17 protein-coding genes are annotated in these 19,512 nt (G+C 69.5%); 6 read left to right on the forward strand and 11 right to left on the reverse strand.

Annotated features, from left to right (window positions below; all coding sequences use genetic code 11):
* Nucleotides 1–260: 260 nt before the first annotated feature.
* Both ND747_RS03725 and ND747_RS03730 read right to left on the reverse strand, forming a co-directional pair.
* Nucleotides 261–1,115 carry an ABC transporter permease gene (locus ND747_RS03725; protein WP_251731815.1) on the reverse strand — a complete coding sequence of 285 codons (855 nt, stop codon included), beginning with the start codon at nucleotides 1,113–1,115 and terminating at the stop codon, nucleotides 261–263.
* Entirely contained in the window at nucleotides 1,112–1,861 is a 750-nt protein-coding gene (locus tag ND747_RS03730) for an ABC transporter ATP-binding protein (protein WP_251731817.1), read from the reverse strand. The genes ND747_RS03725 and ND747_RS03730 overlap by 4 nt, the downstream gene beginning before the upstream one ends.
* 205 nt (nucleotides 1,862–2,066) lie before the next feature.
* Here ND747_RS03730 and ND747_RS03735 point away from each other — a divergent pair, with 205 nt between their 5' ends.
* A complete protein-coding gene (locus ND747_RS03735) occupies nucleotides 2,067–2,936 on the forward strand; it encodes a helix-turn-helix transcriptional regulator (protein ID WP_251731843.1) in 870 nt (289 codons plus the stop codon).
* A 31-nt stretch (nucleotides 2,937–2,967) separates the two neighbouring features.
* On the opposite strand, the gene ND747_RS03740 is transcribed toward ND747_RS03735, so the two are convergent.
* From ND747_RS03740 to ND747_RS03750, 3 genes are all read right to left on the reverse strand, one after another.
* Nucleotides 2,968–3,765 carry an SAM-dependent methyltransferase gene (locus ND747_RS03740; RefSeq protein WP_251731819.1) on the reverse strand — a complete coding sequence of 266 codons (798 nt, stop codon included), beginning with the start codon at nucleotides 3,763–3,765 and terminating at the stop codon, nucleotides 2,968–2,970.
* Nucleotides 3,766–3,883: 118 nt separating this feature from the next.
* A complete protein-coding gene (locus ND747_RS03745) occupies nucleotides 3,884–4,957 on the reverse strand; it encodes a hypothetical protein (RefSeq protein WP_251731821.1) in 1,074 nt (357 codons plus the stop codon).
* Nucleotides 4,958–5,286: 329 nt separating this feature from the next.
* Nucleotides 5,287–5,727: a nucleotide exchange factor GrpE gene (locus ND747_RS03750; protein WP_251731822.1), complete on the reverse strand. Its 441-nt coding sequence runs from the start codon at nucleotides 5,725–5,727 to the stop codon at nucleotides 5,287–5,289.
* 338 nt (nucleotides 5,728–6,065) lie between these two features.
* Here ND747_RS03750 and ND747_RS03755 point away from each other — a divergent pair, with 338 nt between their 5' ends.
* Complete coding sequence (locus ND747_RS03755; protein WP_251731824.1) at nucleotides 6,066–7,169, forward strand: XRE family transcriptional regulator; 1,104 nt, start codon at nucleotides 6,066–6,068, stop codon at nucleotides 7,167–7,169.
* A 30-nt stretch (nucleotides 7,170–7,199) separates the two neighbouring features.
* Here ND747_RS03755 and ND747_RS03760 read toward each other — a convergent pair whose 3' ends face one another.
* Nucleotides 7,200–7,955, reverse strand: coding sequence for a hypothetical protein (locus tag ND747_RS03760; protein WP_251731826.1), 756 nt, complete (start codon nucleotides 7,953–7,955; stop codon nucleotides 7,200–7,202).
* A gap of 178 nt (nucleotides 7,956–8,133) precedes the next feature.
* On the opposite strand from ND747_RS03760, the gene ND747_RS03765 reads away from it, so the two are divergent.
* The gene (locus ND747_RS03765) at nucleotides 8,134–9,015 is read left to right on the forward strand and encodes a virginiamycin B lyase (protein ID WP_251731828.1); all 882 of its coding nucleotides are present in this window, start codon (nucleotides 8,134–8,136) and stop codon (nucleotides 9,013–9,015) included.
* Nucleotides 9,016–9,106: 91 nt separating this feature from the next.
* Here the strand turns inward: ND747_RS03765 and ND747_RS03770 are convergent, their stop codons facing one another.
* Nucleotides 9,107–9,547 carry a hypothetical protein gene (locus tag ND747_RS03770; protein WP_251731829.1) on the reverse strand — a complete coding sequence of 147 codons (441 nt, stop codon included), beginning with the start codon at nucleotides 9,545–9,547 and terminating at the stop codon, nucleotides 9,107–9,109.
* A gap of 420 nt (nucleotides 9,548–9,967) precedes the next feature.
* The gene (locus tag ND747_RS03775) at nucleotides 9,968–10,849 is read right to left on the reverse strand and encodes a LysR family transcriptional regulator (protein ID WP_251731831.1); all 882 of its coding nucleotides are present in this window, start codon (nucleotides 10,847–10,849) and stop codon (nucleotides 9,968–9,970) included.
* Nucleotides 10,850–11,010: 161 nt separating this feature from the next.
* On the opposite strand from ND747_RS03775, the gene ND747_RS03780 reads away from it, so the two are divergent.
* Entirely contained in the window at nucleotides 11,011–12,495 is a 1,485-nt protein-coding gene (locus ND747_RS03780) for an MFS transporter (RefSeq protein WP_251731833.1), read from the forward strand.
* Between the two features lie 39 nt (nucleotides 12,496–12,534).
* Here ND747_RS03780 and ND747_RS03785 read toward each other — a convergent pair whose 3' ends face one another.
* A complete protein-coding gene (locus ND747_RS03785) occupies nucleotides 12,535–13,545 on the reverse strand; it encodes an ADP-ribosylglycohydrolase family protein (RefSeq protein ID WP_251731835.1) in 1,011 nt (336 codons plus the stop codon).
* A gap of 604 nt (nucleotides 13,546–14,149) precedes the next feature.
* Between ND747_RS03785 and ND747_RS03790 the strand changes: the two genes are divergently transcribed.
* Nucleotides 14,150–14,794 carry a septum formation family protein gene (locus ND747_RS03790; protein ID WP_308204553.1) on the forward strand — a complete coding sequence of 215 codons (645 nt, stop codon included), beginning with the start codon at nucleotides 14,150–14,152 and terminating at the stop codon, nucleotides 14,792–14,794.
* 370 nt (nucleotides 14,795–15,164) lie between these two features.
* Here the strand turns inward: ND747_RS03790 and ND747_RS03795 are convergent, their stop codons facing one another.
* Together ND747_RS03795 and mscL are read right to left on the reverse strand one after the other, a co-directional pair.
* A complete protein-coding gene (locus ND747_RS03795; protein ID WP_251731836.1) occupies nucleotides 15,165–17,903 on the reverse strand; it encodes an FAD/NAD(P)-binding protein in 2,739 nt (912 codons plus the stop codon).
* 145 nt (nucleotides 17,904–18,048) lie between these two features.
* Complete coding sequence (gene mscL, locus ND747_RS03800) at nucleotides 18,049–18,576, reverse strand: large conductance mechanosensitive channel protein MscL (RefSeq protein ID WP_251731838.1); 528 nt, start codon at nucleotides 18,574–18,576, stop codon at nucleotides 18,049–18,051.
* A 182-nt stretch (nucleotides 18,577–18,758) separates the two neighbouring features.
* Here mscL and ND747_RS03805 point away from each other — a divergent pair, with 182 nt between their 5' ends.
* Nucleotides 18,759–19,436, forward strand: a complete 678-nt coding sequence (locus ND747_RS03805; protein WP_251731839.1) for a uracil-DNA glycosylase — start codon at nucleotides 18,759–18,761, stop codon at nucleotides 19,434–19,436.
* The last annotated feature ends 76 nt before the right edge of the window (nucleotides 19,437–19,512 follow it).

Raw genomic sequence — 19,512 nt, forward strand, 5'->3', positions numbered from 1 at the left:
CCCGCGGGTCAGCGCACGGACGGCGGATCGGGCGCCGGCGGCGGGCCGTCATCCGCGTGGACGGGCACGACCGTCCACGCGGATGTAGGTCAGGCCGAGCGGGTCCCGATCGTTACATAGAGTTATCACCTGCGGGCTGAGGTGCGGGCTGCGTGTCATCCCGCCAGTCTCGGAGCGTGACCCCTGTGTCCGCAGAGGCCTGCCGACAGGTGCGCAGGAAGCACGGGGCCGGTCCGCCCAGGTCCAGGAAGCCCTGACGGTCACGAGCGCCGGCGGGGGGTGTGCCAGGCGCCGATGGCGAGGCGGGCGGCCAGCCCGAACAACCAGAACAGCGCCAGGCCGAACAGGGCGGACACCATGATGGCGGCGAACAGCGGTGCGGACTGGAGCCGCTGGGTGTAGTCGTCGATGAGGCTGCCGAGGCCCTGCTGGCCCTGGCGGAAAAAGAAGTCACCGACGATCGCGCCGATGACCGACAGCCCGGCGGAGATCCGCAGCCCCGTGAACACCGCGGGCAGGGCGCTGGGGAACTCGAGGTGGACGAGCCTTGCCCACCGGCCGGCCTGGCGCAGCGTGAACAGATCGTGTTGCCCGGGATCGGTCGACTGAAGCCCGAACAGGGTGTTGGTGATGATGGGAAACAGCGCGACCAGAACGCACACGACGGTTCGGGACCAGAATCCGTACCCCAGCCAGAATCCGATCAGTGGCACGATCGCGAGGATCGGAATCGTCTGGAGCGCCACGGCCCAGGGATAGAACGACCGCTCGATCCAGCCTGCCTGGCTCATCAGCACGGCAAAGACCATCCCGAGGGCGGCGGCGATGACGAGCCCCACGAGCGCGACCTTCGCTGTCGTGCCCAGCGCCCGCAGGGTCTGTCCGAACGTGGTCCAGTCGCCGAACCCGTCGGTGACAACCTCATGCGGCGGCGGTAGCAGGAAGCGGCGGCGGGGAGCCAGCGCGAGATAGGTCACGGCATACCAGACACCGACGACGGCGGCCAGCACGCCCAGCGGCGGGCCGGCCCGGCGGGCCGTGCTGCGCAGGCGCCCGAGGCGGCGGGGGCTCGTGGCAGTCGGCGCCGCCAGTGGCGCCCGGGCGGTCGCGGTCACGTGAACGACTCCGCCAGCGCTGCCGAGACGGTCCGGGCCAGGTCACCGAAGGCGGCGTCGAATCGCAGGTCGGCGGGCCGCGGGTAGGAGAACGGGACGTCGACCTGGGCGACCACCCGCCCCGGTCGGGCTGACAGGACGACGACTCTGGTGCCGAGCCAGACCGCCTCCACAACGGAATGGGTGACGAACAGGCCGGCGAACCGTTCACGGCCGTGCAGGTGCTGCACCTGCTCGCCGAGTCGTTGCCGAGTGATCTCGTCGAGCGCGCCGAACGGCTCGTCGAACAGGAACAGGGAGGGCGCTACCGTGAGCGCTCGGGCGAGCGAGACCCGCATCCGCATGCCGCCGGACAGCGCTGCGGGCCGGTGGCGCTCGAACCCCTCGAGCCCGGTGCGGGAGATGGCCGCGGCCACAAGTTCGCGCCGCCGTTTCTTCGGCACGCGGTCGAGCTGGGCGAACAGGCCGACATTCGCCTCGACGGTGCGCCACGGCAGGAGCGTGGGATCTTGAAAAACGTACCCGGACGCGTCGGATCCGGCGCGGACCGTCCCGCTGGAGGGCTTGGTCAGCCCCGAGGCGATCCGCAGTAGTGTGGACTTTCCGGAGCCCGAAGGGCCGACCACGGTAACGAACTCACCGTCGGCAACCGAAAGCGACACTCCACGTAATGCTTCGGTGCCATCGGGGAAGGTTTTTCCCACGTCGTCGAACGCCAATGCGATCCCTGGCGCAGCGGGCACCATCGCTCCCTTCTGACCACTGGGCTGTGGGTCGCAGGTGATATGCCGACATCCCTGCCCGAGCGGATCGTAGCGTCCGGTGCGGGTGTTACCGGGCACACCCCGATTGTCCCGGCGCTGTGGATGAACCCGGCAACCGGGTATCCATCCTCATCCGGTAAGCTGAGGGGAAAATGGCCGCATGAGGGTGCCGGACGAGGGCGAGGGAATGACGCTGCAACGGGCGGGCGGGCCTGTCGTGCGCCGCGTTGTACTGGGCACGCAGCTGCGGCGGCTCCGGGAAGCGAAGGGTATTAGCCGGGTGGATGCCGGCTACAGCATTCGGGCATCCGAGTCGAAGATCAGTCGGTTGGAGCTGGGTCGGGTCAGTTTCAAGGAACGCGATGTGGCCGACCTGCTGACGCTGTATGGCGTCATCGGCGAGTCCGAGCGCTTACCGTTGCTCGAACTCGCCCGTGAGGCGAACGAGCCCGGTTGGTGGCAGGGTTTCACCGACGTGATGCCGGGGTGGTTTCAGCCGTATCTGGGCCTGGAAGAAGCCGCGATCCTGATCCGAACCTATGAGCTTCAGTTCATCCCCGGCCTCCTCCAGACCATGGACTACGCCCGCGCTGTCGTGGCCGGAGGTCGCCGGCTGGACGGCGCCGACGTCATCGAACGTCGGGTCCAGGCGCGGATGAGTCGGCAGGCGATTTTCGAGCGGCCGGATCCGGCTCGGGTCTGGGCGATCATTGACGAGGCGGCTCTGCGGCGCCGGGTCGCCGGGCCGGCGGTCATGCTGGAACAGTTCGAGCACCTGCTGGTGCTGAATGCGAACCCGAACATCACCATCCAGGTGATCCCGCTCAGCGCCGGCCCCCACCCGGCCGAGGGCGGCTCGTTCAGTATTCTGCGGTTCGGCGAGCCGGATGTCGCCGATGTCGTCTATCTGGAGCACCTCACGGGCGCCATCTACCTTGACAAGCCGGATGATGTCACCCGTTACACGCTTGCCATGGACAACCTGGCGCTCAAGAGCGCAGCGCCTGACGACACGGCGAAGGTCATCGAAAGAATCGCCTCGTATCACGCTATGTGACGCCGGCTTCCGGCCGGGAGCCGGGGTGGGGTCAGAGCTTCCGGCCGACGCCACACAGGTCGTCGATCGCCCGGGGCGGTTCGGCCGAAGGTGCCGGCCGCCACAACGGTGTCGAGACCAGGCCCGGCTCGACGAGTGCGAAACCGTCGAGGAAACGGGCCACCTGCTCGGGGGTGCGCATGTGGTACGGGAACTTCTCGTGCTCGTGGAGATCGTGGATGCTGTCGGCGCGCTCCTCGCCCATGACGGCGTAGGTGCCATCCTTGAACACAAGGTAGCTGCCGGCAGGAAGGGAGTCGCGCAGTTCCTGCACGATGGCGTAGGCCTCGTCGAGGTCGGCCACGTTCCCCATGATCCCCATCATGATCAGTCCGATCGGCCGGGTGAAGTCCAGGGTCTCGCGGGCCGCCTGGAGGATCTTCTTCGGCTCGCGGACATCGGCGTCGACGTAGTTGGTGACCCCCTCGGGTGTGCCCACCAGCAGGGCCCGCGCATGCACCAGGACCAGCGGATCATGGTCGACGTAGACGATCCGCGAGTCGGGGGCGATCCGCTGCGCCACCTCATGGGTGTTGTCGGCCGTCGGCAGGCCGGTACCGATGTCGAGGAACTGCCGGATACCCACCTCGCCGGCCAGATAGGTGACCGCACGGCCGAGAAAGGCCCGGGCCTGGCGGGCGATCTGCACAATCTCGGGAAGCAACTCGTAGAGCCGGTCGCCGAACTCGCGGTCCACCGGGTAGTGGTCCTTCCCGCCCAGCCAGTAGTTCCACACCCGCGCCGAGTGCGGGACGGTGATGTCGACAGCAGGTGCCGAAGCGTCGCTCATGGGTAACGTTCCCTTCGCAGCCTGGCCACACGGCCCGATGCTCATCAGAAGAACCGTCCGGGGCAGCGCCGCCCCGGACGGTCTTTTCCTTCCTCTTTCTTTCTCGCCGTTCTGTCCCTTACTTCAGGGTCACCGTCTTGTCGAGGAACTCGTTGGTCACCAGGTCCGAAGCGGCCAGACCCGGCTTCGGCGTACTGCCCTTCTCGGTGAAGACCGGGACCAGCCGGCCGATCAGTTTTCCGACCCGGGCCGAGTCGAAGCTGCCCAGTACTCCATCACTGCCGTCGGCGATCAGGCCGAGCTTCTTCTGTGTGGCGTTACCGTATGAGAGCAGTCCGGACGAGAGAGTGAAACCGCCGGTGTGCAGCGTACCGACGACTTTCAGTAGGAGCTGGTTCACCGGCGCCGGATCGGCGACGTAGTCCCGTTGCGCCCGCTGCAACAACGGCACCAGCTTGGCCAGGCAGGCGCGCTGGCTCGACACCTTGTCCGGTCGGACGGCCAGCGCGGAGATGTACGCGGGGTACTCGTCCTGCAGAAGCAGCTGCTTCACCGGCCTGCCCCACGCCTTGACATCGTGCTCGAGCAGGTAGGGCTCGTTGGTGACGAAAGCCTGTTGAACGATCTTGCCGTCGGCGGCGACGAACCGGTCCGGCGACCCCTGATAGGAGGTGTCGACCTGGGACTTCGCCAGCAAACCCTCCCGGACGAAGACGTCAGGAAAGGACGTCCCGCTGGCGCTGGCCAGCACCGGCGCGCCCGACTGGCGGATCTCGGCGACGGTTTTGAAGTTCCACTCCGGATTGCCCCAGATCAACGCCAGCGGTGACTTCTCGTACGGCGCGAAGACGGCGACCGATGCCTGCTTCCCGGAGGCCTGCACGGCCTCGTCCGTGCCCACATAGCCGGCCAGGATGCTGTCGTCCTGAGCCAGCAGCGAGGTCACCGGCTGGAAACCGGTCGCCGGCCCGCCGGCGCGCACCTGGAGCCGCACTCCGGTGGCACCCAGCGGCCCTTCGACCCGGTTCTTGCCCACGTCGATCGTCGGGTTCGGGCCCAGCAGCTGGTACAGGTAGGCGTCGGGAAGGCCGGGCCACCAGTTCGACTGAATGACGACCGTGGACGGGCAGATCCCCTTCAGTGGCGTCGCGTAACGCGACGCCGAGGCGGATCCCGTGGCCGCTGGGCTCACCTCATCTGACCCACTCGACGAGCCGGAACACGCGGTCAGGCCGAACGCCAGCACCGCGGCACATCCCACCACCCAACGGTGGCGAAACATTGAAACTCGCACCAGCCCAGCTCTCCTCAACACTGTGATATACGCGAACACCCGCGGTGAGAACACCGAGCTCGCGATGCTCCGGACACGGCGGGCCGCCTCCGCCGCCGTCAGGATTCCACACCGCAAGGGGCAGGACGGTGCGAGGTGACAATTTCCCGAAGAAACCACCTGGCAGGGACGTCGCGCCGCAGCCACCCCACGTGACCTGGAATCGATAAAAGACCTGGTCAGGCGGCCTATTCGCGGGCGGGTGGGGCGGGCGCGCGGTAGACGACCACTTGCTGGGGTCGGACGATCTGGCCGCGCCACAGGTAGCCGGGTCGAACGGTCTCGGCGATGTGGCCCTGCTGTCCGGCATCCGGCGCCGGCCGGGACGCGACCGCCTCGTGCCGGGCCGAATCGAACGGTCCCTCGTCGGCGATCCAGACCAGCTCGCAGTGGATGATGATGGTGCCCACCCGCTGGGTGATCCAGCGGGCGAACGCGGCCGCGGCCGCGGGGTCGGCGATCGCCTCGTCGGCGGTCAGGTCGACCAGCCTGTCGGCCACGGCGATCAGGTCGTGGACGACGGCCGGCGGCTCGGCCCGGGTCGTCGCCAGGGCTATCTCCAACCGGTCGACCCGGCCCCGTAGTTCCCGCAGCTCGCGCCAGGGCGCCAGCGCCCGGCGGATACACACGCGATCACCACCTCGTCGGCGGAACCCGATCAGACGGTCGGCTCCCGCCGGTACTCGTCGGTGACCTGTGGCAGCTCGTCCAGTGGAACTGCGCCCGTGCCGTTGATGTCAGGTGGCCCGACCTCCCCCCGAACGGCCGGGCCAGGCAGAACCGTAACCGGGCGGCGGTGTCCGAAACCGCGGTTCATCGGCATGATGAGTACCGGTTGTCCCGTCCTGTCCCGCCGGGACGGCCGAAACGGAAAGAACTGCCGATCCGGCAAGGAACAGACGGATAAAGCGCTGAAAAAGTCGCGGATCACCGAGAAACGGAAGTTATGTCGCACACGGGGGAAACTGTGCCGGAGGACCCGAACGGGATCTCCAGCTACCAGGACCTGCACGAAGCGATCACCGGCCTGTGGGGACGGTCCAACGACCGGTCGGTCGAGTCACGGACCGGCCTGTCCAAGACAACCATCAACGACCTGCGCAACCGGCGCCGTCGGCTCACCGAACACTCGGTGACCCGGATCGTCGAGGCCTTCGACCCGGCCCGCCGCACCGACTGGCTGGCTGCCTGGTACCGGCTGCAGCGCACAGCCGGGTTGGGAACGGAACCCGACGCCGGCCCGGCCGAAGCGGGAACGGGAGCTGGACCTGAACGTGGGACCGACCGGGACGCGGACGAGCCGCCGGCAGCTGCCGTCGGCGCTCCGCCAGCCACTGCTCCGCCAGCCACTGCTCTGCCAGCCACCGGCCCGTCGGCCAGCAATCCGGCCGAGCCCGTCCCGGCACGGCCCGGCGAGGGGCGGCCGGTACGACCGGTCCAGGTACTGGTTGTCGCGGCGGTCGGCCTTCTCGGGGTGGGCCTGGGAGCTGGTATCGGTCTGGGCGCACTGCTGTTCGGTGGCAGCACCGCCTCGACCGCCATGCCGGCCCCGCGCACCGCAGCTGGTCCATCCGGCTGCTACCACCTGCCGCTCACGACGACGGCGACCATTGTCGACCAGCGGGGCGCCGGCCAGTACGGGGTCCGGGTCTCCCAGGCCTCCTACACCTACCACGCCGCCTGGAACCCGTCGTTGGAGGTCGGCGGCAAACTGTCGGCGCCGGTACCGGCCGGCAAGGAACTCGTCGGCGCCGGTTGGGCCGATCCCGGCACGACCGACTCGACCCCCCGCCACAACCCGGGCAACGGCCGTTACTACCCCGGGGACGTGCTCACGGTCTCCGAGCAGCTCTGCTTCCGCGGACCGCGCGGCCTCGTGGGTTACCCGGGCTATCCCGGCATCACCACCCGCATCTACCTCATGCTGGTCGACAAGGGCGGGGCGACGGTGTTGGCCCGAGACGCCGAACGGCTCGACGGGTTCACCGACCGCGACCTGGCTGTCCGCGGGGCGGACATCATCGGCTACTTCGACGTCCCGTCGGCGACGATGACGCCCCCGGCCAGCTGATCGGCTGGCCCGGGTCGAGCCAGCACGTGGTCACGTGGTGGCCGTGGCCAGGGCCCGGTACTCGAACCTGGTCAGCACCGCGTCGGCGCCGGGCGCCTCGACGCCGACGGCGCGCCCGGTGAAACCTCCGGCGACCTCTGTCGAGAGGTACCGGCCGTCCACGGCGGCGAGCGCACGGAACTCGCCGTCCTCGAGGTGACCCAGGTGGAGCTGGTCGGGGCCCTCGGGAAAGGTGCGCGTCTCGGGGTACGCGACCGCACGGATGGCCAGTGCCTGATCGGTTCCGATGCCGGTGACCGTGGCCAGAGTCTGGTCGAGCGGGCCGACGACCACTCGCGCCGAGAGCACGTCGCCGCGCCGTTCGAGCGCGGCCCAGTGCGCGTCGTCAAACCGGACGATGAGGCAGACGTCGCCGGCCGAGACGGTGGCGGTGGTCTGCCAGTGCGGGTCCTGGGTTCGTACCGCGAGCAGGCCACGCGCCTCGCGGGCCGTGGGTTCCCGGCCGGCCGACAGCACGATGCCACCGTCCTGGCCGCCCCCGCCACTGCCGCCCCCGCTGCCCTCGTCGTCGTGGGTGCGGGTGCGGGGACGGATGAACGTCCGTGGATCGGGCCCCGGCGAGATCCACCGAGGATGCAGCGTCGGGGACGTATATTCCTCGACAAAGGAGGTGTGTGCCGGGGGAACCGGAAAACGGTCTGGCACGACGACGGGCCAGTCCTCGATCCAGTTGATGCCGGCTGGGAACTCGTCTGGCTGAGGGCCGATCTTGCCACGCTCCGACATCGACTCGCCCTGCGTGGCCGGGAAGGCGGCGCAAACAGCGTCACCGTCTCCGACGAGCTGCTGGAACGCTTTTTCACCGACTTCCAGGAACCCGTGGGCGAAGGTGAACGCATCATTGTGCAGAAATAGGTCGAGAGGGAGAGGGTGCCCTGCGTGGGGTTGACACAAGGTAACTGTCATGATTCGTGAAACGCGGATCGCGGACCCTGATGCCGGTCCCTACGATCTGACCTCCGGCCCCGACGGGGCGCTGTGGCTCACGATGGTCCATGCCGGGCGAATCGCCCGGCTGACCAGCGACGGTCAGCTCGACTCGTACCAGCTCGCCCCGGCCTCCTGCGGGCCGTCGATCATCGTTGAGGGCCCGGACGGTGCGTTGTGGTTCACCCGCAACCGCGACCATCGGATCGGAAGGATCACTCTGGACGGCGAGACCGGCTCGAGGCCCGTTCCCACTCCGGAGAGCGGGCCCTTCGGCCTCGCCCTCGGCCCGGACGGCGCGCTGTGGTTCACCGAGATGAACAGCGACCAGATCGGACGCATCGCCGCGGACGGCACCATCACCGAGTTCTCGCTGCCGGTCGCCCACGCCTTTCCGGCGGCGATCACCGCCGGAGCCGACGAGGCCCTCTGGTTCGCCCTCAACCAGGCGAACGCGATCGGACGTATCACCCTCGACGGGCAGACCACGGTTTACCCGCTGCCCACTCCCAGCGCCGCCCCGGTCGGGATCTGCCAGGGCACCGATGGCGATCTCTGGTTCGCCGAGATCGCCGCCGGTCAGATAGGTCGGATCAGCCCGGACGGACTGATCGAGGAGTTCCCGCTCCCTGATCGGGACGCCCGACCGCATGCGATCATTGCCGACCCGACCGCTGGTGGTTGCTGGTTCACCGAATGGGCCGTGGGTCGGATTGGGTACATCACCGCGGCCGGCCGGATCGACGAATACGACCTGCCGACGCCCTCCAGTGAACCGCACGGCCTCACCATCGCCCCCGATGGCTCGCTCCACGTCGCCCTCGAGACCGGTGGGATCGCGCGACTGGAGCGGCGATAAGGGACAGTCAACTCAAAGTCGACCTCGATCCGCCGTCTCAGGTGGCAGTTTGACTGCGTCCCATGAAGGAAGCCCGCCGAATGCTATGAGCTCACCGGTCCTCGGGTACCAGCATTCTCACTGCGGCTCCCGCGAAGGGCCCCAGTGGGACGAAAAAGAAAGGGGGCGCATCCATTGCGACGGCCAATGTCAGTGCGCTCAGCAGGATGAAGCTGAGTGTCATTGCTGCGTGCCACCGCCATGGCCGGATATCAGCTGGCCGGATTTCGGCCGGCTGGACGTCGGTCGGAAAGGTCGGGTCTCTGTGGGATGCATCGTCATCGATGCGCGTTGGATCCGGCTCCACGATGGGTGATTGCGGCGGGCTTTCCGAGGCTCTCCTGCCGAGATGGATCGGCTGGCCGCTCCTTTCTTCCAGATATGGCCGGGTCGAAAACAGGGTGACGGTCGCACTCGCGGCTACGGCGAGCCCGAACGCAACAAGGAGCCAGCTCCCGCCCAGGTCGATAAAATGCTCGATCGGAAGTGTCATTGCTATTAGCAAGGCCACTGAAAGAATGTCTCGAACCCACCGGAACCAAGACTTTTGGCCGACTTTTCCGAGGCGCTTTCGGCGCATCTCTGTCTGCCGGTCTGTGCTGGTCGCGGTGAATTACTCCGTCCGCCTCTGGAGAGATTTCAAGTGCTGCGCTTTCCACGCTCTGCGCGGGGTCGCGTGCTCGGGCATCGGTCGCTTCCAGGCCGATGAACTCCACGGACTGGTGACCGTCGAACGTCTCCGTGTGCCGGCCGGCCTCGGGAAGCCGAGGCGCTGGTACAGGCGAACGGCGCGTTCGTTGGAGGCGGTGACGTAGGGCGGATCGTAACGCCACGCGTCCCGTTCGCCGAAACCCGGCGTCATCCGCCGCTTCGACCGCACTGCTCCCGTCCGTTCCGAACGCCTGACCACCCATCAGCGTGTTTCTCCCAGCTGCTGGCGCAGCACGGTCTGGAAGGCGGTGAGGTTCGGGTTCGTGCCGTTGCGGTCAAGCCAGGTCAGGGTCAGCGTCGTGTGCAGATCGGCGGCGTCGACCGCCACCATGGCCACCTCGCCTCGCGCGGCCGGGGGGCGCGCCGCGATCCGAGGCAGCAGCGCGCAGCCCATCCCCGCTGCCACACAGGCGCTGAGAGTGGCGATGCTAGACACCTCAGCGACGGGCTCCCGGGCAGCCGTCGCGGCGAAGGCGTCGTCGAACATCTCCCGAAAGCCGCAGCCCCGGCCGGTGGCCAGGAAGGGCTCCCGGCCGAGTTCCGCCAGGTGCGCTCGATCGCGCCGGGCCAGTGGATGGGCCGTGGGCACGATGACCACCAACGGTTCCTGGGCCAGTTTTTCCGAGCGCAGGGCCGGGTCGGGCGGCGGATCGCCGAAGGTGAGGCAGAGATCGAGATCGCCCCGGCGCACCGCCTGGTACAGCTCGCCGCGGTTGTGCTGCGCCACGCGCACCCGTACCTGCGGGTACAGCGCGCGGTGCTGCGCCAGCACCGCCGGCAGCAGGTGCGCGCTCACCGTTTCCAGGGCGCCGACCGCGAGCTCTGTGCTGGGCTGTGAGATCGCGAGGCGGGCTTCCTCGACGAGAACGAAGATCCTGCTCACGTACTCCGAGAGCGCCACCCCCGACGCGGTCAGCCGGATCTGGCGCTGTGAGCGGTCGAGCAGGGGGACGCCGAGGTCGCGCTCGAGTGCCTGAATCTGATCGCTGACGCTGGACTGCGCGTAGTGCAGCTCTCTCGCCGCCTGCGTGATGTTGAGGGTACGGGCCACCGTCTCGAACGTACGAAGATGTTTCAGCTCCACAGCCCGGGCCCTCTCCCTGGATCCATCGGCTCATCCGATGATACTCAACGGATATTCCCGGTGCGACCGGCCGTAATTCTCGTTCCTGGGCACATGTAATGGCCCTGTCGCCGCCCGGCGAAGCCGGTGCGGCAGCCGATTCCGGAACAGGGAGAAAACGCATGACGCCGGTGGAACCGTCGCCTGTCGTGGCACCACCGACTGTCGTGGCACCACCGACTGTCGTGGCACTGCCGTCGGCACCGGCACCGCCGACCAGCAGGCCGCCGCGCGCCCTGCTGGTCGGGCTTTCGCTCGGCTATTTCATGGTCCTGCTGGACCTGACCATTGTTTCGGTGGCGCTCCCGGCGATCTCCCGAAGTATGCAGGTCGGCCTGAGCGGTCTGCAGTGGGTCAGCAACGGCTACACGGTGACGTTTGCCGCCGTGCTGCTCACCGCGGGATGGCTGTCGGACCGTTTCGGTGCCAGGCGGGTCTTTCTCTGTGGACTGATCGCTTTTGGTGTGCTTTCCGGTGTCTCGGCCGCCGCGACCAGCCTTCCCATGCTGGTGGCGCTGAGACTTGCGCTCGGTGTGGCTGGAGCACTCCTGCTGCCAGCTTCCCTCGCGGTGATAGCCCATGCCTACGCCGAGCCGGCCGAGCGGGCCCGCGCGATAGGAACCTGGGCGGCGATCACCGGCGCCGCGTTGGCCGCCGGGCCGGTGGTAGGCGGCATACTGACCGAGACGGTCGGTTGGCGCGCGATCTTCCTGGTCAACGTGCCGCTGGCCCTGACAAGCCTGGTTCTTTCGGCCCGGTACGCCCCGGAGACCGCGCGCAGGCAGCGCGGCGGGTTGGATTTGCCCGGGCAGATCAGCGGTGTTCTCGCGCTGGCCGCTGTGGTCTACGCGCTGGTCGAGGGTCCGGTCAGGGGCTGGGCAGCCGCAGAGGTACTGGGCGCCTTCGCGGTCACGGTGGCCTCGGCCGCGGCCTTCGTCGGTGCCGAGACGCGCGCCGGTGACGCGGCACTGCTTCCGCCGCGCATGTTCCGTAGCCGCGGCTTCTCGGCTGCGCTGGTGGCCGGTCTGCTGGCCAACTTCGGTCTGTCGGGGCTCCTGTTCGTACTGTCGCTGTTCCTCCAGGAGGCCCGCGGATACTCGGCGTTCGGCGCCGGACTGGCCTTCCTGCCACTGACCGTCCCCACCGCCGTCAATCCGATTCTCACCGGTCGCCTCGTCGGTCGGATCGGTCCCCGCCGCCCCGCCACGCTCGGCTTCGTCCTCATGAGCGCCGGCGCACTGATCCAGGCACCGTTCACGGGCAACTCCGGCGTCGCGCTGGCCGCGACCGTGGTGGGTCTGCTGGTGTTCGGGTTCGGTATCTCCTTCGCCCTGCCTGCTCTGGTCGCCGGGGTGGCCGGCAGCGTCCCGGTGGAGTTCGCCGGCATCGGTGCAGGTGCACTCAACTGCGCTCGTCAGGTGGGTGCTGCCCTGGGCGTCGCCGTCCTCGGCGTGGTCCTCGGTCTGGCGTCGTCCAGCGCTGCCGGCACCCGATACGCGCTGGTTGTCGGCGGGGTGGTGCTGTCGGCCGGCGCGATCGTCACCGCCACCTCGCTGCGCGGCCTCACCCCGGATGAGAACCCTGGACGTGCGGCCGCGAGACGTTGACCTGACAGTCCCTGCCCAGTGCCAACCGGATGGGATGGGTCAGTGGTCGATCAGGTCGATCAGGTCGTCGGCGATGCGGTGCACGACGGCGAGGGCCTCCAGCTCGGCGACCCACCGCGCGGGCAGGGCCTGACTGCCGTAGGCGGCCCCGAGCAGGTTTCCCGCGATGGCACCGGTGCTGTCGCTGTCGCCGCCGTGGTTGACCGCCGCGAGCAGGCCGGCGACGACATCACCCCGGCAGGCCAGCGCGCAGTACACCGCGATGGCCAGCGCCTCCTCGGCGATCCAGCCGGCGCCGACCGCGGCAACATCCTCGGCCCTGGGGCCGCCGGTCGCCGCCTCGGCGAGCCTGACCGCCCGCGCGAGTGCGTCGTGGGTCTCCCGCGCACCGATCCCGGACCCCTCGGCATCCAGGGTCCGCCCGACCGCCGCCTGGAGGGAAACGCCGGCCACAAGGTCGGCGACCAGGCCAGCGAACAGACCCGTCGATCGGATCCCGGTGGGGTGGCCATGGGTCTGTACCGTGCATTCCTCGGCGAGCTCGCGGGCCCGGTCGTGGGCATGGACGAGACCAAACGGGGCGCTGCGCATCACCGTCCCGCAGCCCTTGCTGTTCGGGTTCCTGGGCTGTGCGAACGTGCCCATGTCTGGGGATTCCAGGCCCGAAAGGCAGGCGTTTCCGGGAGCCCTGCGGGCATAGAGAACCCGCTCGGCGGCCAGGCCCGTCGCATCTGCGGGCGGATGTCGCCTGGACTGCGTGTCGAGCCAGCGCAGATGCGCCCGGTAGACCTCGACCGCCACATCGCTGCTGCCGCTGCGGGCCGCTCCGATCAGGCCCTCGGCGGTGAACAGGGTCATCTGCGTGTCGTCGGTGCAGGCTGCGAGCACTCCGCCATAGCTTGCGGTCAGGCCGGTGACGCCGGCCGGGCCGTGCTTCGCACGGATCGCGTCCAGCGTGCCGAGGAACTCGATGCCCGCGCCGAGCGCGTCACCAAGGTGGCCACCAAGCAGGCAGCCTCGAACACGGTCAGCAGGCGTGAGGGTGGTCAAGATTCCCCGTTCCGAACCACAGGACTGATCGTGGGACGCGTGTCGGCGACCGAAGGACCTTACGAACAGCAGGAACCCGCCCGTTCCGGCCCCTCGCCGGTCGGAATGATGTCTGCGCATGGAAGACCAGAGCGCCTGCGTGGGGAAGAGTAGCGAGCCTGCGGTGGCCAGGGTAGCTGCGCGGTCGTTCGCTACGCCGGCCGGTACGCCAGATCGGCGCAGCGACGACATCGCCGTCGTCCCGCTGGCCCTGCTCGGCCCCTGACCGTCACGGGCAGTCGTGGATCGGCGGGCTTCGATGCCGAGCGGCGTTGGCCGGGGGCCGTGGGCCTGATCCGCGGCCATTCGATAATGTCCGGGGACGGCATCTGGCTGCAAACCGGACCGCGACCGGAGCGGTTAACGTCGGAGGATCCGTGTGGTCGGCCGTGGTGCGCGAGACCCGGGTTGTAGTGCACATCGTGGTGTGATGCGAAAAACCCTGGCCCTGTTTGATTAGAGGAGTGGGCGGCGTGCCGCAGAACAACGAGGTCCGGTCGGATGACGAGCCTGATCCGTTCTACGGGCTCGTACTTGACGAGGACTTTGTTCGGGGGGCGACGGCATTCGAGCCGCCGGCCAGAACCAGGGCCGCGATCGCTCGTTTCGGCTCCGCAAACGCCACTGCACCTCCTTCATCACCTCCTATCTTGGGTACTCCCTCGATCCCGTCGGCCGGTTTGCTCCCAGCACCATCCATCCGCTGCACACCCGTTGGGATGCGGGTGACCGTCACGTCGTCTGCGGTCTCAGTGTCCGTTCGTCCCTCCACAGCGTGCTGATGCCGGAGTTCACCGGGCAGGTGCACGGCGCCGATCAGGCGCTGGTCTTCCCCGCCGGTACCTGCTTCCGCCGCGACGAACAGGGACTGCAGCAGGAGGTGAACTGCGACCGGCCGCACACCGACCAGAGCGTGGGCCCGGCGGCCCTGGCCGGCCTGCCCGGTAGTGAGCTGCCGTCCCCGTCGGAGTTCGACCGGATGGCCGCCGCGGCCTGTGCGCCACTGCACGCCCCGTACCTGCGTCAGTCCCGCTTCGGTGGTGCGACGGTGACTGCCGGCTGGCATCTGCTCAATGCGGAAAGCTGGCGGGCCGGCACCCGTTCCATCACCTGCCTCGTCCGCTTCACCGATGCGGCGGACCAGCCGAAAGAGGTGACCGGCCGGTTCACCCCAGGCGCTGTCACCGAGCCGGGCACCGTCGCGACCTGATCATCGCGACCTGGTGTCCGTCCATGGTGGGCCGCATCCCACCATGCCGCCCCCGCACCCCGCGTACCCCGCACCGGGCCATCGCCGCCCGAACCTCACCGCACGCAGTCAGATCCGCCGGCCGATCGGCGCCGATGGGTCCTTCTACCGGGGTGAAACGAATATTTCTTGGTCTCGAGCCCGGTAGAAGGGCCACAAAGATTGACACGCCGAACGCGACACGCCCAACATCGGTTACTCACGGCGACATTGGGTCGGGTTGTCTCGTCCAGAGGCTGGTAACGGTCCGATTCGACACCGCCGCCCGAGCCCAGGGCTCGGGCGGCGGTGGCTCGGCGGACGAGGGGCCGGGTTTGGTGGGAACTACCGGTTACTCGGCCGGAGACGGGTGCCCGGCCGGATGGTCGGCGCGCAGGTGGGTGTGCAGGTGGGCGTCGCGAGGGGAGCAGCGGCGGTGGAGGCGGTTCTGTAGCAGGGACTGGGCTGTGCCGGGCCGTCCGGCCTGGATGGCGCAGTAGATCGTGGTGTCCTCGACGATCTCGCGCTGAGCGGCGCTGCCGCCCAGGCGCTCGACGCCGGACAGCGCGGTCAGCGCATCGGTCGCCCGGTCGGGATCGCCGAGCACCAGGTGGATCAGGGCATCGGCCAGCGGTGCGACGGTGTCGGTGAACACGGTGTTGCTGCGGGCGGCCGCGGACCGGCGCAGTTGCGCGAGTCGCTGGCAGTCGCCGGTGGCGGCCAGGGCGATGGCCGCGTGCAGCCCGACGAAGGGCGTCGGCGGGTTCACGAGCAGATCGCCGGGGACGGTCGCCAGCACCGGCCCGAGTTCCACCGACGTCCAGGTGCCGGCCGTGAAACCGCGCCACAACAGCGACGCCGAGTCGATCAGCGCTCGGACGCCGGCCACGGACGGCGGCGCGAGCTGGGCGCGGTACCGCGCCCGGACCGCATTGTCATCGCCGAGGGCGAGCTCGTGCATCGCCGCATGCCAGGAGAAGTGCGCCCGATGCGACGAGTCCGACCCGCAGGTCGAGATCCAGGCATCCAGCCAGGCGAGCCCCGCCTCGTGGTCGCCGGTCTCGAAGTGGACGTGGGTCTTGGCGTGGACGGCATGCCCGGCGGTCGGTTCGACAGCCAGCGACAGGGCGGCGAGCTCGGCGGCCTCGTCCCAGCGTTCCTGCTCCTGGCGGGTGAAGGCGAGCAGACCGCGGTACCACCAGTCGTCGCGGTAGACGGGGGCGAGCCCCTCCACCAGTGCCCAGGCCTCCGCCGGGAGTTCCGTCGCGCCGCTGAACGCGATGGTCGGCACGGCGATGCTGACAGCCAGGGCGTCTTCGGGATAGGCCTGGATGTAGCTGAGCAGCGCCGCCGCCGAACCGGCGCTGCCCGGCTCGTGGATGCGGGCGGCGACGACGTCGATGAAGCGCTGTTCCCGCTCGTCGGCCCGTCCGGCATGGCGTTGCGCTTCGCGCAGGGCAGTGGTGACGTCGACGTCGGCGCCCCATTCGGCGCCGAGCAGCGCGAGCACCGCCTGCCCGAGGGCGAACTGCGGGTCGGCCGCGACGGCCTCGGCCACCAGGGTCTCGGCGCCGGAACGCACCCGCAGGATCCGGCCGAGGCCGGCGACATAACGCCCGGCCGCGGCCGGGCTCGCGGTCAGTGGCAGACCGTAGGGGTCGTGCACCCGTTGGCCGGTTCGCGGCGTCGGCAGGGCGGCCACGAGGGCGCGGGCGAGCGTGGCCGCCTGGCTGCGGATCTCGGGCATCGCCGTGCTTTCCCACAGCTCGCCGCGTCGCAACGGGCCGATGGCCCAGATCGCCGGGCGGGGCCCGTCGGCGGCGACCAGCTGACCGGAGGCGTCGGTGGCGAATCCCAGATCCAGGGCGTCCGGGGTGGCCAGGCCCGCGGCGAGCAGGTTCATGACCAGGGGATCGTGGCTGGTGCGCACGCCGGAGCCCGCGCCGGTGCAGTTGAGCACGGCCGCGGCGACGATGCGGGAGCCGTCGCTGAGCGAGACCTCGACGCCGGCCTCGGTGTCGCGCGCGTCGACGACCTGCGCGGTGTGCACGACCAGCGATCCCTCGGTGCGGCGCTGCTCCAGCCAGGCGTGGATGGCCGGGTCGACGCGGTGGCGCACCTGGTCCCAGCGGCGCACCGTCGTCGCGAGGAACCTCGACCGGTCGGCCGTGTCCAGCCGGGACCACAACTCGGTGGTCACCGGACGCAGTGCGTCCACGGCGCGGCGCCAGTCGCCGTCGGCCGCGCGGATGTGCGCGAAGACCAGCCGGCGGGCCTGGCCGAGGGTGATCGGCCCGGCCGGCAGCTGCGGGGGAGCGAGCGGCGGCGCCGGGTCGGTGGCGTGGGGCAACGGCAGCAACCCGTGCCGCGAGGTCACGTGCAGGCGCACCCCCGCGCGGCTCCAGCGCTGGGCCAGGTCGGCCATGGTCAGACCCGCGCCGACGAGCAGCACGTCGCTGCCGGCCGGGACGTGCGCCCGGGTGTCCTCCCGCCACGGTTCACTGATGAAGCGCGGCGAGCGGGCCAGCGCCGACGGCGCCCACGACGTCGTCGCGGCGCCATGGCCGAGGGCGAGGACGACGCCGTCAACCGGATGGCTGGTCCCGTCGTCGAGGGTCAGCCGCAGCCGGCGGCCATGCCGGCGGACGTCGGTGGCACGGGCGTACACCCGCTTGCAGCGCACCCCGTTCGCGGCGCGCAGCGTCTCCTCCAACGTGTGACGAAGATAATCGGCATAGAACTGCCGGGGAGCGAAACCGCCGGCCGGAAAGTCGACGGCGACGTGCCGACGGAGCCAGCGCAGGAAGTGCAGCGGATCATCGTCGAAGGCGCTCATCTTCGCGGCCGGAACATTGAGCCGGTGCCGCGGATCTCGGGTCGAATACGCCAGACCCTCACCGACATCGCCCGGTTCGACGAGCAATATCGTGAATCCTCGGCCGGTAACCGCCGCGGACCTTGCCAGTTGGGCGGTGGCGAGGCAACCGCTCGCCCCACCACCCACCACCGCGACGACCACCGGCGCACTCATCGGGACCGTCGACAGCGTGTGTGCGGACACCTGGGCATAATGATCTCCTTCCCCGTCCATACCTATCGACCTCAGATTAGGCGCAGATGGGACGGGTGGCGACCCGAAATGACGGAATACGGCCACCCCGGGCACGGTGGGTCCGCGGGGCTCGGTACTCGAATCTCGTCGGCGGCTGTCGTGCCAACGCGGCGTCCACCGCGGGTCAGGTGGTCTGCTCGTGCTCGGCGGCGAGGACGGCGCCGGCCTCGGTGCCCTGACTGGGCAGTCGGCGGGTGTCCCCGGCCAGCAGGTCCCGGATCTCGGCGAGTAGCCGGGTCTCGTCGCTGACGGCGGGTTCGGCCTCGGGCTGCGGGTGCCCGCGCCGGCGCAGTTCGTTGGCCTTGGCGATCGGCAGGACGACGATGAAGTAGACGGTCGCCGCGATGATCAGAAACGTCACCAGAGCGTTCAGGAACAGGCCATAGCGGAAGACGCTGTGGTTCACGGTGAACTGCAGGCCGGCGAAGTCCGGCTTACCGCCGATCGCGGCGATCAGCGGGGTGAGCACGTTGTCGACCAGAGCCTTCACCACGGCGGTGAAAGCGGTGCCGATGACGACCGCCACCGCCAGATCGACGATGTTCCCCCGCATCAGGAACTGTTTGAATCCGCTCAGGCCGGGCCGGATGAGTCGGGTGGTCGGCTCCACGACCCCCCGGCCGTGGTCGACGAATCTCCTGAGGCCGAACATGGGTGCTCCCTCGCCTTGCCCCTGCGACGGGGACATCGGGTCGGGGCGGTGGCCCCGAGAGGTGCCGCGGCCGGCACCGAGTCCCGTTATCTCCGGCCGAAGCGGGATGTAACCCGGCTGCCGCGCGCTGCCGCGGTCGGTGGCGCCAGGGCCAGGGCCGGGGAGAAGTAGGCTGTGCGGCCATGGCGGCGCAACCACTGCGGGACCTTGTCGAGCCAGGCTGGGCGCAGGCCCTGGAACCGGTGGCCGCCCGGATCACGGCCATGGGTGAGTTCCTGCGGGCGGAGATCGCGGCCGGCCGCAGCTACCTGCCGGCCGGGCCGCACGTGCTGCGGGCCTTCCAGCAGCCGTTCGACGAGGTGCGGGTACTGATCGTCGGGCAGGATCCGTACCCGACCCCGGGGATGGCCATCGGTTACAGCTTCGCGGTGGCGCCTGAGGTGCGTCGGCTGCCGGGCAGTCTGCAGAACATCTTCCAGGAGCTGTGCGCGGACGTCGGTGTGCCGAAACCGTCCAACGGCGATCTGACCAGGTGGACGAGCCAGGGTGTGCTGCTGCTGAACAGGGCGTTGACGACGGCGCCGCGCCAGCCCGGGTCGCACCGGGGCAAGGGCTGGGAGCAGGTCACCGAGCAGGCGATCCGGGCGCTGGCCGGGCGGGGCAAGCCGCTGGTTGCGATCCTGTGGGGCGCCGACGCGCGCAGCCTGCGGCCCTTCCTGGACGGCGCCGCGGTCATCGAGTCCGCGCATCCGTCCCCGCGGTCGGCCGACCGCGGCTTCTTCGGGTCCCGACCGTTCAGCCGAGCCAACGACCTACTGCTGCGCCAGGGTGCCCAACCCGTCGACTGGAGCCTCTCCTAGACCGGGGGGGGGGGGGGGGGGGGGGGGGGGGGGGGGGGGGGGGGGGGGGGGGGGGGGGGGGGGGGGGGGGGGGGGG

The sequence above is a fragment of the Frankia sp. R82 genome, from assembly GCF_023716925.1.
Lineage (GTDB): Bacteria > Actinomycetota > Actinomycetes > Frankiales > Frankiaceae > Frankia.

Bases quoted from the DNA above. Each gene is read 5' to 3' on its own strand.
- ND747_RS03765 (WP_251731828.1), top strand. From the start codon at position 8,134: ATGATTCGTGAAACGCGGATCGCGGACCCTGATGCCGGTCCCTACGAT.
- ND747_RS03730 (WP_251731817.1), bottom strand. From the start codon at position 1,861: ATGGTGCCCGCTGCGCCAGGGATCGCATTGGCGTTCGACGACGTGGGA.
- ND747_RS03805 (WP_251731839.1), top strand. From the start codon at position 18,759: ATGGCGGCGCAACCACTGCGGGACCTTGTCGAGCCAGGCTGGGCGCAG.
- ND747_RS03780 (WP_251731833.1), top strand. From the start codon at position 11,011: ATGACGCCGGTGGAACCGTCGCCTGTCGTGGCACCACCGACTGTCGTG.
- ND747_RS03795 (WP_251731836.1), bottom strand. From the start codon at position 17,903: ATGGACGGGGAAGGAGATCATTATGCCCAGGTGTCCGCACACACGCTG.
- ND747_RS03770 (WP_251731829.1), bottom strand. From the start codon at position 9,547: ATGACACTTCCGATCGAGCATTTTATCGACCTGGGCGGGAGCTGGCTC.
- ND747_RS03760 (WP_251731826.1), bottom strand. From the start codon at position 7,955: ATGTCGGAGCGTGGCAAGATCGGCCCTCAGCCAGACGAGTTCCCAGCC.
- mscL (WP_251731838.1), bottom strand. From the start codon at position 18,576: ATGTTCGGCCTCAGGAGATTCGTCGACCACGGCCGGGGGGTCGTGGAG.
- ND747_RS03740 (WP_251731819.1), bottom strand. From the start codon at position 3,765: ATGAGCGACGCTTCGGCACCTGCTGTCGACATCACCGTCCCGCACTCG.
- ND747_RS03735 (WP_251731843.1), top strand. From the start codon at position 2,067: ATGACGCTGCAACGGGCGGGCGGGCCTGTCGTGCGCCGCGTTGTACTG.